Annotated in this window: 10 protein-coding genes; 3 read left to right on the top strand and 7 right to left on the bottom strand. The window is 70.3% G+C overall.

All coding sequences use genetic code 11. The features are described 5' to 3' along the window. Window positions 1-57 precede the first annotated feature (57 nt). Both ODJ79_RS46055 and ODJ79_RS46060 read left to right on the top strand, forming a co-directional pair. On the top strand, window positions 58-1,119 hold the full coding sequence (locus tag ODJ79_RS46055) for an ATP-binding protein (protein ID WP_263030091.1): 1,062 nt from the start codon (window positions 58-60) through the stop codon (window positions 1,117-1,119). Continuing rightward, complete coding sequence (locus tag ODJ79_RS46060; RefSeq protein WP_263030092.1) at window positions 1,119-2,921, top strand: DUF2201 family putative metallopeptidase; 1,803 nt, start codon at window positions 1,119-1,121, stop codon at window positions 2,919-2,921. Before ODJ79_RS46055 ends, ODJ79_RS46060 begins: the two co-directional genes overlap by 1 nt. A gap of 58 nt (window positions 2,922-2,979) precedes the next feature. Here ODJ79_RS46060 and ODJ79_RS46065 read toward each other — a convergent pair whose 3' ends face one another. From ODJ79_RS46065 to ODJ79_RS46090, 6 genes are all read right to left on the bottom strand, one after another. Further along, entirely contained in the window at window positions 2,980-3,177 is a 198-nt protein-coding gene (locus tag ODJ79_RS46065) for a hypothetical protein (protein ID WP_263030093.1), read from the bottom strand. An 84-nt stretch (window positions 3,178-3,261) separates the two neighbouring features. Then, on the bottom strand, window positions 3,262-3,786 hold the full coding sequence (locus ODJ79_RS46070; RefSeq protein WP_263030094.1) for a S26 family signal peptidase: 525 nt from the start codon (window positions 3,784-3,786) through the stop codon (window positions 3,262-3,264). Continuing rightward, entirely contained in the window at window positions 3,783-4,319 is a 537-nt protein-coding gene (locus ODJ79_RS46075; RefSeq protein WP_263030095.1) for a MauE/DoxX family redox-associated membrane protein, read from the bottom strand. The genes ODJ79_RS46070 and ODJ79_RS46075 overlap by 4 nt, the downstream gene beginning before the upstream one ends. A gap of 12 nt (window positions 4,320-4,331) precedes the next feature. Further along, window positions 4,332-6,230, bottom strand: a complete 1,899-nt coding sequence (locus tag ODJ79_RS46080) for an ABC transporter ATP-binding protein (protein WP_263030096.1) — start codon at window positions 6,228-6,230, stop codon at window positions 4,332-4,334. Beyond that, window positions 6,227-6,772, bottom strand: coding sequence for a hypothetical protein (locus ODJ79_RS46085; protein WP_263030097.1), 546 nt, complete (start codon window positions 6,770-6,772; stop codon window positions 6,227-6,229). The genes ODJ79_RS46080 and ODJ79_RS46085 overlap by 4 nt, the downstream gene beginning before the upstream one ends. Window positions 6,773-6,954: 182 nt before the next feature. After that, the gene (locus ODJ79_RS46090; protein WP_263030098.1) at window positions 6,955-10,071 is read right to left on the bottom strand and encodes an AfsR/SARP family transcriptional regulator; all 3,117 of its coding nucleotides are present in this window, start codon (window positions 10,069-10,071) and stop codon (window positions 6,955-6,957) included. Window positions 10,072-10,178: 107 nt separating this feature from the next. Here ODJ79_RS46090 and ODJ79_RS46095 point away from each other — a divergent pair, with 107 nt between their 5' ends. Beyond that, window positions 10,179-12,176 carry a BTAD domain-containing putative transcriptional regulator gene (locus ODJ79_RS46095; RefSeq protein WP_263030099.1) on the top strand — a complete coding sequence of 666 codons (1,998 nt, stop codon included), beginning with the start codon at window positions 10,179-10,181 and terminating at the stop codon, window positions 12,174-12,176. Between the two features lie 22 nt (window positions 12,177-12,198). On the opposite strand, the gene ODJ79_RS46100 is transcribed toward ODJ79_RS46095, so the two are convergent. Beyond that, a complete protein-coding gene (locus tag ODJ79_RS46100) occupies window positions 12,199-12,324 on the bottom strand; it encodes a hypothetical protein (RefSeq protein WP_263030100.1) in 126 nt (41 codons plus the stop codon). Between the last annotated feature and the right edge of the window lie 379 nt (window positions 12,325-12,703).

Raw genomic sequence — 12,703 nt, forward strand, 5'->3', positions numbered from 1 at the left:
CGACCGACGACGTAAATCAGGTACCCGTTCTTTTGATCTTGGCGCACACTCAGTGGCGTGCACTCGGCGATCACCGTTACCCCGGCCGGGCTGCCCGACCTGTTGCTGCATGTGGCGGTCGTGCGGCCGGTCTTCGTGTGGGGTGCGCCCGGAATCGGGAAAAGCTCGCTGGTCCGTGACTTCGCGGCGTCGCTCGGGCTGGACTGCGTCACGCTCGTCGGGACCCAACTGGCCGCCGAGGATCTGATCGGCGTGCCTGAGTTGCGCGACGGACGCAGCCGATTCGCGCCGCCCGAGATGATTGCCCGCGACGAGCCGTACTGTCTCTTCCTCGACGAGCTGAACTCGTCCAGCGCCGAGGTCCAGAAGGCGTTCTACTCGCTGATCCTGGATCGCCGCATCGGGGCGTACGAGCTCCCGCCCGGCTCGATCGTGATCGGCGCGGGCAACCGGGCCAGCGACAACGCGCTCGCCCGGCCGATGGCTTCGGCACTGGTCAACCGGCTCATCCACGTCCACCTGCGGGCGTCGCACACCGACTGGCTGAACTGGGCGCTCGGCGCCGCCATCCACCCGTGGATCATCGGCTACCTCGGCGAGCGTCCCGACCACCTGTGGGCCGCGCCGCCCAAGACCGAGGAGGTCTTCTCCACACCGCGCAGCTGGCACATGCTCTCCGACGCTCTGCACTCCTACGGCGACGGGGTGGACGACGACACCCTTCGCCTGCTCGCCGCGGGCACGCTCAGCCCGGTGCACGCCGCCGCCTTCTGCGGCTACCTGAAGATCGTCCGGCACCGCTACGGGCTGGAGGCGATCCTGCGTGGCGACGCCGGCTGGCCGGCCGCGCCCGCCGACCGGGACTTGCTCTACTTCCTGGCCGAGACGTTCCGGGCCCGGCTGATCAAGGACCTGCCGGCCGAGAAGGACAAGGCGCCCGCGGCGGTCCGGCACTTCGCGCACCGGGCCAAGGCGCTGCTCGTCGAGCTGGCTGGGCTCTCCCTCGAGTGTGGCCAACTGGTGATCGCGGCCGAGGACGACGGCACCCCCGTACTCCCGGCATGGTTTCTCGTCGAGGTGAGCCGGGACCTGCCGCGGCTCGTCGCGGCACGGGCCTGATGGGCCGCCGCAAGGGTTCCCGCGACGAACCCGATCCGAACACCATCGCCTTCAAGGCGGCCTGGCAGGCGCTGTCCCGCCACCCGATGTTCGCGCCGATGACCGCGGGCGCGTGGCCGCGACCGAGCGTCGGCGCAGCCCTGGTGGAAGACTCGGCGCTGGGCTACGCGAGCGTCTGCGCCGACGGCCGGATCCGGGCGAACAAGGGCCGCCGGCTGGATGAGGAACAGTGGACCTGGGTGCTCGCGCACTGCCTGCTGCACCTCGGCTTCGGCCACCTCGAACCGGCGGCGGGACGCGACCAGCCGTACCTCGATGTCGCCTGCCTGGTCGTCACCCGCTTCCAGCGGGCCGTGAAGCTGGGCCGGGAGCCGGCCCTGTTCCCGGCCGACCTGCCCAGCTCCGACGAGGAGCTCCTGCTGCGCGAGTGGCGACACGCGGGCGTACCAGCCGAGTTCGCCGGATGCGGTGCGGGCACCCCCGATCTGGACCCGACACCGGTGACCACCGCACCGGGCCGCGAGCCGAACTGGCCGGTGCGCTTCGCGATCGGACTCGCCGGGGCGGCGAGCGCCGCGGTCGAGGTGGCCGGCGGCGCCCGCACCTCGCTCACCGACCCGGTGGCCCGGCGCAAGCCGTGGGAGCGGGCGCTGAGCTGGTTCATCGGCTCGTACCCGCTGCTCGGCGCGCTGGCCGCCCGGATCACCGTGGTCGCCGACCCGGAACTGGCCCGCGGCTGGGACATCGCGATCGCCGCGGTCTCCCCCGCAGCCGGCGAAATCTACGTCAACCCCCTACGCGCGATGTCCGAACCGGAGTGGCGGTTCGTGCTGGCCCACGAGATGCTGCACGCCGCGCTCCGGCACGGCGACCGGGTCGGCCCGCGCGAGCCGCAGCTGTGGAACGTGGCCTGCGACTACGTGGTCAACGGCTGGCTCGTCGAGATGGGCGTCGGCACGATGCCGGAGGGCCTGCTGTACGACCCGCAGCTGGCCGGCGCGTCGGCCGAGGACGTCTACGACCGGATCGCCCGGGACCTGCGACGAATGCGCAAACTCGCCACCCTGCGCGGGACCGGCCGCGGCGACCTGCTGGGCGAGCCGCTGCCGTGGCACGGGCCGCGGTCCGGCGGCGTCGATCTGGACGACTACTACCGGCGGGCGTTGCTGACCGGGTACGCCTACCACCTGGGCACCGGGCGCGGCCTGCTGCCCGCCGGCCTGGTCGCGGAGATCCGCGTACTGGACCAGCCGCCGCTGCCGTGGGACGTCAAGCTGGCCCGCTGGTTCGACGAGCACGTGCCGGCACCCGAACGGCGACGCACGTACGCCCGCCCGTCGCGCCGGCAGGCCGGCACGCCGGACATTCCCCGGCCCGGATGGCACACCCCACAGGAGGAGATCCGGCGCTGCACGTTCGGCGTCGTCGTGGACACCTCCGGCTCGATGAACCACGAACTGATGGGCAAGGCGCTGGGCGCGATCGCGTCGTACGCGACGGCCCGCGACGTCCCGGCCGCCCGGGTGGTGTTCTGCGACGCCGCCGCCTACGACGCGGGCTACCTACCGGTTGACGACATCGCCGGCCGGGTACGCGTACGCGGCCGCGGCGGCACCGTCCTGCAACCCGCGATCGACCTGCTGGAACGAGCACCAGACTTTCCGCCGGACGGCCCCCTGCTGATAATCACCGACGGCGAATGCGACGTGCTCCGCGTCCGGCGCCCGCACGCCTTCCTCATCCCGCTGGACGCCCGGCTCCCCTTCGCCCCGCGCGGTGACGTCTTCCACCTGCACAACTGATGCGAAGGTGGAAACCGGCCGGTGCCCACGCCCGGAGGCGTGGGCACCGGCACCGGGATTACTTGCCGCAGCCTGCCGGGTTGCACCAACACGTCACGTTGATGCAGTCGCTCTTGCAGGTGCAGTAGTTGTTGTTCGCCTTGTTCTGGCACCAGCCCTCGCCCGGCTGGCAGTTGCAATTCTTCGCCGACGCCGTGATCGTCGGCAGGAAACGGCTGACGACGCGATAGCCGATTTCCTCCATTGCCTTGAACATGATCTACCTCTCGGTTGACATCAGGGTCGGCCAACCGTAGGAGGACGCCGTACAGCCACCGCATGGAAGCGATACAACTGGCGCTCACATCGATTCGACCGGCGCGGCAATCGGTCGATAGAACCGACGTACGACGATGCCGAGCACGTCAGCCTCGGTAACGTATCCGAAGCGCCTCGAGTCGACACTGGATGATCGGTTGTCACCGAGCACCAGCACGCAGCCATCCGGCACCACGCACCCGAGCTGGGCGACGGACGCGGAGAACGCCTCGGGCACCGGCTCGCCGGCGGTCGCCACGGACCGCTTGATGATCCATGCCGGGGCCGGGCGCCGACGGCCGCTCGCGCCCCAGCTTCCGGTCTCGGGTAAAGGTTTGCCGTCCCGCCACGAGTCAATTCCCCGCCACGGGGGCGGCTGACGCAGCACGACCAGATCCTGCCGCCGTACGGCGGCGACCGGAGCGCGGCGGACGAGCACGACGTCGCCGTCACGCAGCGCGGGCAACATGCTCGGACCCGCCACGGCAACGACAACGTACCGTCGCCGAAGGAGCGCCAGCGCGAGCGCGACCGTAGCGACTCCGGTGGCGGTCACGGCCCAGATCATCGAGCGTCCTTGCGTACCGGGCCGAGCAACACATCGGTGAGATCGTCGAACGAGATCGCCAGTACGGCGAGCACCGCGGCGACGACGACGGCGATCGCCATTCCTGGCGGAGCGGGCAGACCGTCGGTTCGAGTGGCGAAGGCGGCCGACGCGCCGACAGCGAGCAGCGCGCTGTTACGGGCTATGTGCCGCCATCCGAACGGTGAACCGGACACGCCGAAGCAGGGGCAGACGGCGACCGTGCCGCGCCGCAGGGTCAAGGCGATTCCGAGGGTGAACGCCGCCAGCAGGACGATGGCGAGGGCCAGGCCCACCAGCTCGGCGTACGGTATCAGCAGCGTGACCGGCACGACCGCTTCGAGGCCGGCCACGACGACGGCCACCGGCGGGATCGCCCGGTCGGGCAGGATACGCATCGCAGTGATCCCGCGCCGGAACGCCTGGAACGCGCTCGGGCCGCGCAATTTTGAGACGGCTGACGCCGCGAACACCAGCGCCAGGAGGCACCGGCCGCCGAAATGCAGGTACGTCACAGGGCTTGCTCCTCACTCCTGAGCGCTCAGTGGTTTCGGCTGGTCGGCGTAGCCCCGGGCCTGCGTATGGAACAGCTCCGCGTACCGGCCATCGGCAAGCATCAGCTCGTCGTGGGTGCCGGACTCGGCAATTCGGCCGTCGGCCAGCACGACGATGTGGTCGGCCGCCCGAAGGGTGCCGAGGCGATGCGAGATGAGCACGGCAGTTCCCCCGTCCCGCTGGGTCGTGACCGTGTCGTGGATCTCGTGCTCGGCGAGCGCGTCGAGGCCGGCGCTCGGCTCGTCCAGAATCATCAGATCGCGGCCCGCCCGCAGGAAAGCACGGGCCAGCGCCACCCGTTGCCACTGCCCCCCGGAGAGCAGCACGCCGGTATCGGGGTTGTCACGCTCCTCCTCGCTCTTGAAGAGTCGCGTCAACAGGGTGTCGTACCCACGCGGCAGGACGCTGAGCTCGTCATGAATGCCCGCGGTGCGCGCCGCGCCGATCACCCGTTCCCGGTTGCGCAGAGCGGACTCGTCACCGAAGGCGATGTTCTCCGCCGCGGACAGGTCGTAGTGCATGAAGTCCTGGAAGACCGTGCTGATGTGATCGCGCAGCCGGGTGATGTCGAACTCGCGGAGGTCTACGCCGTCCCAGTAGATAGCCCCCCGCGTCGGGTCGTACAGCCGGCACAGGAGCTTCACCAGAGTGCTTTTTCCCGCGCCGTTACGGCCGACGAGTCCTACGGTTCGACCGTACGGGATGAACAGATCCACCCCGCGCAGAATCCAGGGGTGGTCGTCGGCGTACCGGAACCAGACGTCGCGAAACTCAATCCCGTGTTGCAGCGGCGGCACCGCCCGCGGTCGGGCAGACGTCGGCAGATCGGGGGGCTCCGCGAGTACGGCGACGTAGTGTCCGAAGAGGAGCAGTTGATGGTGGCCCCGCGCGACGGACCGGGCCAGTGTGGTGACCGCCCCCTGAACCCCGACGACTGCGGCAAGGAGCAGCGCGACATCACCCACGGAGTACCGTCCGTCGTAGGCCCGGGCAACCGCCCAGGCGAGGGCGCCGACGCTGACCAGCGTGCTGAGCAACGCCAGAAGCCCCTGTACCAACAGCTCCCTGCGGTCCTGACGCTGCCTGACGATGTTGGCGGCCCGGCGCTCACGCAGCATCCGCCAGCGCAGAAAGGATCCTGCCCCGAACAGCCTGACCTCCTTTGCGGCCTCGATGCTGGACAGGAGGCTGCTGTAGAAGAACTCGCGCCGTTCCACCGGCCCGAGGCTCCATGCGGTGGTCGCCCGCCGCCGGGCCATGGCCAGTTCGGCTGCCAAAACCGGCAGGGCGGCCACGACGGTCAGACCGCCGAGCAGTGGGCTGATGGCGGTCAAGGAGGTCAGGTAGCCGCCCAGGGTCACCATTCCGGCGACGATGGTGAACAGGTCCGTCACCGTGGAGCTCGACGACATGCCGGCGGCGTGCTGGGCGAGCCGCAACCGGTCCTGGAAGGCCGGAGTCTCCAACCGGCCGAGACCGACCAGCCGCTCCAGGGACGTGTACAGCTTGTCCTGAGCGCGTAGCCCGACAGCCCGTTCGAGTTGCGTTTGGAGGTACGTCACCACCTGCGGGAGCACACCGCCCAGAAGGCCAAGACCGGCCAGCAGCACCACCACCAGTGTGACGGTTCGGGCCGTACCCTGGTGCGCGGACAATCCGTCGAGCAGCAATTTCGTCGCCCAGGCGGTGCCCACCGGGACCAGGGCCTGGACGAGCAACGCGATCGCAAAGCCGATCACGTGACCAGGGGCAGCCGACACCGCGAGGTGCAGCGACCGGCCGGCGGCGGCGGTGATGTTCCGCGCGCCGACACCAGGACCTCCGGAATCAATACCAGCGGTACCGGTGTCACGGGCGGAGCGGCGGCTCACGCAGCCGCGAGCGCCGGCAAGACCGACATGCCGTGCCCGCTCGCAGCGATCAGGCCGTCGTCCCCCATGCGATACAGCGCCGGGTAACTCTTGGTGTCAAACGCCTCCACGATGGGCTCGGCCGCGCTTCCGGTGATGACCCGGGCCACCGGAGTCAGCTGAGCGACCATCTCGGAGGTGTCCGAATGGTCACCGATCACCACAGCGAGTGCCTTTCGTTCGGCGGCCGGCACGGATTCCAGGAATGAAATGAATTCCGGCACCCGGTCCCGGCACGGCTGACACTGCGGCGAGAAGAACCCCACCAGCGTGTCCTCCGACAGGTCCTGCGAGGTGACCGCCGTGTCGTCCACTGCCGAAGTGACGAACTCGCCGATCGTGGCACCGGCCGGCATCACTCCCTGGTCGACCCCTTCTCCGGAGCCGCGCGCCGAGAGCAGCTCGGCTTGTTCGCGCAGTCGGCGCATCACGCCGAGCGTGAGCAGCAGGTTCAGCAAGGCCAAGGCAGCGACCAGCACCACCGCGGCGACAAGAAAGGCCATCGGACCACACCTCCAGCTAAGCGAGCGCCGGTCACGCTAGCCAGAGCCGGTACAGAACAACTACATCGGCCATACACGCCATCACCGCGCCGGTTGGACCGCCCTTTCGGCGCTTCTTGTGGCGCGCGCCGTACACGCTCGCCATCGGGGCCCGAGCGAGGATGCGTCCGGCGGGTGGAAGGTCAGCGAGGCTCGAGCACCAGCGGAGGTAGCCCGTAGCCGGTCTGGTCGCGCAGCCGGCGCGCCCGATGGACCTCCGTCTCGGCCGGCTCGCCACGGCCCAGCGCTTCCCACGCAGCCGCCAGGACCCCACGCGCGCGCCCCTCGACGATCCGATAGCCGGCCCCGGCGGCGATCGCGAGAGCCTCCTCGGCCAGCGCGAGTGCGCATTCGGGTTCGCCGAGGTGCAGCCGCGCGCTCGCCAGCAGGGCGAGCGTGTCAGCCTCCGGATAGCGGTGGTCGATCTCGCGGGCCAGGTCGAGAGCCTCTGCGAGACAACGGGCCGCTTCCGCCGGGCGCCCGGCCCGAAGGTGGACGTGGCCGACGGCGTTCAGCGCGCCCGCGAGGGACCGGATCCGGCCGAGCTGCCGTGCCGTCTCCAGCGCCGCGTCGGCCATGTCGAGCGCGGTCACCGCGCGGTCCTGATAGGAATACGCGACGGCGAGACCGCACAGCGCCTCGGACTCACCGTCCCGATTGCCGATCTCCCGATAGAGCCCGAGCGCCTGGCTCAGATGCTCGGCGGCCGGGCCGGCCTTGCCGCGCAGCAGGTGTGTCTCGCCAAGGTTGGCCAGCGCGACGGCCTGGCCGGCGGCGGAGTCGATCGTGCGGTACATCGTCAGTGCCCTGGCGTGCATCTCGGCGGCCTCCTGCAGCTGCCCCAGCTCCCAGTGGACCGATCCGAGGCGTCCGACGGTGCCCGGGCGGAGCGTACCTTGGTCCTGTTCGAGCACCATGGCCTCGCGCAACGGACCGATCGCGTCGTCGAGCCGGCCGGCCTGCCGGAAAACGGCGCCGAGACTGCTGAGGGCGTCCGTCTCCAGGTCGCGGCGGCCGAGTCGGCGGGCCAGGCCGAGCGCCGCCCGGTAATGCTCGATGGCCGCGTCGTAACGGTCCTGCCGCCAGCTGAGCGCACCGCTGTTCAACCGCATCGCGGTCTGGGCCTGAAGGTCCCCGGCCACCTCGGCGGCGATCAGACCGGCCTGGTTCATCGCCTGCCAGGCCGGGGCGTGACCGGCGTTCCAGAAATATGCGCGCAGCTCACCCGCCAGCTGCCAGGCATACCGATGTGGGCCCGAGCCCGCGGCGAAGCGTGCGGAGCTGACCAGATTCGCGCGTTCCGCCTCCAGCCAGTCCAGCGCCGACTTCTTATCGGTGAAGCCGGCCGCGGCCGGTCCGGGGAGCTTCTCCGCTTCGACCCGCCGTTTCTCCGGATAGAGGAGCCGGATTGCAGCCTCCGCAGTGGACAACTGCCACTCCAGGAGTCGGCCGACGGCAGCATCGCGCTCCTCACCGGCGTCCTCCGCTTCCGCCCGGCCGGCCGCGTAGAGGCGCAACAGGTCGTGACAGATGAACCGGCCGGGCCGGTATGGCTGCACCAGATGGGCGGCGGTGAGCCTGTCGAGCAGCCGCTCCGCTTCGGCGACGGGCACCCCGGCCAGGACGGCGGCGGCCGGCGAGGTGAGATCGGCACCCGGGTTCAGGCCGATCAGCCGGAACACGCGTCGGGCGTCGCGGGGCAGCGTCGCGTAGGACCGGTCGAAGGCGAACCGCACGGCAGTCTGCTCGTCGCCCTCGATTTGTAGCGCGGTCACCCGGTCGGCCGGGTCCAGCCGTCCGGTATAGCCGGTGATGGTCTCTCCGGGCCGGAAGACCAGGTGCGCCGCCGCGATCCGCAACGCGAGCGGCAGATGGGCGCAGACCTCGGTCAGCCGCTGCGCCGCCGCCGGTTCGGCGGCCAGCCTGGCGTCGCCGAGCAACCCGGTGATCAGCGCACGCGACTCCTCCGGCCGCAGCACCTCGAGGGTGAGCGAGCGTGCGCCCTCCCGGGCCACCAGCCCGCCGAGCTGCTCCCGGCTGGTGACCAGCACGAACGATCCCGCCCCGGCCGGCAGCAGTGGCCGAACCTGGTCGGCTGTCGCGACGTTGTCCAGCACCACCAGCACCCGACGTTCGGCCAGCAGGCTACGGTACGCGTCCGCGGCCGCCTCCTCGCCGGCCGGCACCTCGGCCGCCGGCATGCCCAAGGCGACAAGGAACCGGGCCAAGGCCTCGACCGGCCGCACCGGCGATCCGGGCCCGTACCCCCGCAGGTCGGCGAAGAGCTGGCCGGCCGGAAAGTGGCCGCGGTGACGGTGTGCCCAGTGCACCGCGAGCGCGGTCTTTCCCACCCCGGCGGTGCCGGACACGGCCACCACGGTCACCGCGGCCGGACTGCGCCGCGATCCGGCCAGCAGGTCGTCCAACTCGGCCATCGCGGAGTCACGGCCGGCGAAACCGGCCACGTCCAGCGGTAACTGGGCCGGCGCCCGCTCCGGTGCGAGCGCCGGCAGCGGCTGGGGGCCGGCGGCGAGCACCTCCCGGTGGGCTGACCGCAACTCCGGCCCGGGGTCGATCCCGAGTTGCTCGGCCAGCCGTTGCCGGGCCTGCGTGTAGCGGTCGAGCGCGTCCGCGCTGCGACCGGTGGCCTGCAGCGCGCGCATCAGCGCGGCCACCGCGGACTCGACCAGCGGATGCTCGCCGACCAGGTCGATCAGCGGACCGACGGTTTCCGTCGCCCGGCCGCACAGCAGCGCTGCCGTGGCCCAGGCGAGTACCGCGTCCAGACGCTGCTGACGAAGGCCCTCGCGGACCTGCGCGGCCCAGCCGCCGGGCATCCCGGCGAGCGGCTCGCCCCGACACGAGCTCAGCGCCTCGGTCAGCAGCTCCATTCGCCGCGCGGCGGGACATCCGGGATGCCGGGCCTGGGCCACGAGCCCCTGGAAGGCAAGCAGATCCACGGTGGCCGAGCCGAGCTCCAACAGGTAGCCATTGCCGCGATGAGTCAGCCGTACGCCGTGCTCGAGCGCGCCGGCCTGCTCGAGCGAGCGGCGGATCCGGGTCAGATAGGTGTGCACCGTCCGGCGGGCCTGCGCCGGGGGTTCTTCGTCCCAAATCCTGCTCAGCAGCGATTCATTGGATACCTGTCGCCCGGCGTCGACCGCGAGCGCGGCCAGTACCGCCGCCTGCTGCGGGGGCCGGATCACCAGTACCGAGCCGTTGCCGGCCACCTCGATGGGCCCCCACAGCCGGAACTCCATCAATCCGCCCCCTTGATTGATCTTTGACGATACGCCCCACAAACCACCCCACAAGCACGTTGCACACTGACCGAACGCGACTCGGACCACTCCGCCGGAAGATCACGATGGTCGCGACAATCGCCGGCCAACACATGACGACCTGCCACGGGGGCATCGTGTCAGTAGCGCTACGCATTCTCGGGACTGTGGAAATGGTGGCCGACAGTGAACCCGTCGCCATTCACGGCCTCAAACCCCGGCTACTTCTCGCCGCGCTCGTCGTCGGCGCCGACCGCCAGGTGCCGACAGAACGCCTGATCGATGCGCTTTGGGGGGACGCACCACCACGCTCCGCATCGGAGAACCTACGAACCTACGCCACCACGCTTCGCCGCGGGATAACGACGTACGGCGGCGACCCTTCGTCGCTCACCACGTCACGCGTGGGTTTCACGCTTCGCTCCGACCGGCTCGACCTCGATGTCGAGCGGTTCCGAGCCGCTGCCGCCCGGGCGCGAGGAGCCGGAGCGGCCGGGCAGACCGGCGCTGCGGTCGAGCTCTTCGGCACGAGCCTGAGCCTGTGGCGGGGTGTCGCCGCCCAGGACCTCCCCCGCGACGGCTGGCTGGGCAGGGCGTTGTGCGCCCTCGACGAGCAGCATCTCACCGTGGTCGAGGACCATGCCGAGGCCCAGTTGCGCCTTGGCCTGCACCAACAGGTGGCGGCGAGACTCGCGGGTCTCGTCGTCGAACACCCGCTTCGAGAGCGACTGTGGCGCCTACTCATGACGGCCCAGTACCGCTGCGGTGACATTTCCGCGGCGCTGGCCAGTTTCGGGCAGGCCCGTGCGGCGCTCGCCGACCACCTGGGCGTCGACCCCGGACCGGAGCTCGACGAACTGCACCGGTCGATCCTGCGCCGGGAACCGCACCTCGCGGCGCCCACCACCGCGCCGCCGATCGCGGTGATCTCCCCGGCACCGACCGCGGACGGGCCGATCACGGATATCCCCGCGGCCGGGTGCACGGTTCCACCCCATCAGCTCCCGGCCCGTACGGCCGTCTTCGTGGGCCGACACCGCGAACTTGCCGAGGTCACCGAGGCGTTGCAGCACGCCGCCGCGGGTGAGTACACGGGCGTCCTCATTCACGGCACGCCGGGAGTCGGCACCTCTACTCTGGCCATTCACGCCGCGCACGCCGTCCGAGACCTCTTTCCGGATGGGCAGCTCTATGTTGACCTTCGCGAGGAGCCGTACGGCAGAGGCGACACGAGGCTACGCCGGGTAGCGGAACGGCTGCTGCGTGGGCTGAACATCCGAGTACCGACACCGGACACCGGCGCGGAGGCGAGTGCGGCTCTGCGCTCGGTGTTGGCCCGTCGGCGCATCCTCCTGGTGGTCGACAACACCGATACGTCGGATCAGCTGGCGGGCTTGCTTCCCGCGGGTGAGGGAAGCGCTGCCCTCGTGGTCTGCCGCACCGGATGGCCTGCGCCCGGCATCGGCCGCACCGTCACGCTCCGCCCGCTGAGCACAGCCAGTTCGGTGGATCTGCTCGAACGTGCCGTCGGCCCGGCGACCGCCGGAGCCATGCCGCACGCTCTTGCGGCGATAGCCGGATACTGTGCCGGACTTCCGATAGCCATCAAGGCGGCGGCGGATCGGATCAGTTCCCGCAGCAACTGGTCGCTCCAGCACACCCAGAACCGGCTCGCCAGACCGCATTGCCGGCTGAGCGAACTCAGCGTCGGGAGGCATTCCGTACGCGAAAGTCTCCTGGCCGCGCTGGCGGATGCGTCGAAGCGATACTCGATGCTGCCGACCGCCTTTTCCTCACTTGCGGACTTTGAGCGGCCCTTCGAGGTCGACGAGGCAGCCCGCGTATGCCGCGTCAACCGAGCGGACATGGAGGCGTCACTGGCCCGGCTGGTCGACTTCGGGCTGCTCGAGACGGTCGCTCCGGAGCACTTCCGGCTTCCGCCGCTGACCCGGCTGTTAGCGATGGAGCAGCGACGGCAGCCGCGGACGCCGAACGGATACATCGACAATGTGCCCGTTCCCAGGGATCCGGTGTACCCGTCGCTCGTAGGCTCGCGGCCACCGATCAAACTGGAGGTCTCATGATCAGAATGGCGGAAAGCATCGGCTACCGAATGGTGAGCCGTTTCCTGCCCACAATCACGGCGTCGGCGAAGAACTGCAACTGCCAGCCGGGCGAGTCCTGGTGCCAGAGTTCAGCGGTCCGGTGCAGGTGCGGCAGTGACTGCATCACCGTCGCCTGCATCTGCCCGATCGGTGGCTGTCGGTAACGACCGCCGGTCGTGACCTGGGGATGACCTCTGGCCTGACGCACCACACATGGTTTCCCGGCCAGAGGTCACATCCTCGGCGTCGTCGCGATCCATCCTCTCAAGCGGCGCCGGCTGTACGACCCACCGCGGCCACGCCTCAACAAGCCGGCTGGTGGAACGGCCCTTCCTCGGGTGGGCCGCACGCCGGCGCATGAGGAGATGAAGGGGCGCTGGCGGCACCCGATCCGGGCCATGGGGTGGTACCGCGAGACGAAGAAGGCGTTCGCCGACCTACCCGCAGCTTGAACGCGTACGTCGAGCACAGCACCCGCACAACGCTCGGCACGCTTGCGCCTGGCA

It is taken from the genome of Actinoplanes sp. KI2 (assembly GCF_025630775.1).
Lineage (GTDB): Bacteria > Actinomycetota > Actinomycetes > Mycobacteriales > Micromonosporaceae > Actinoplanes.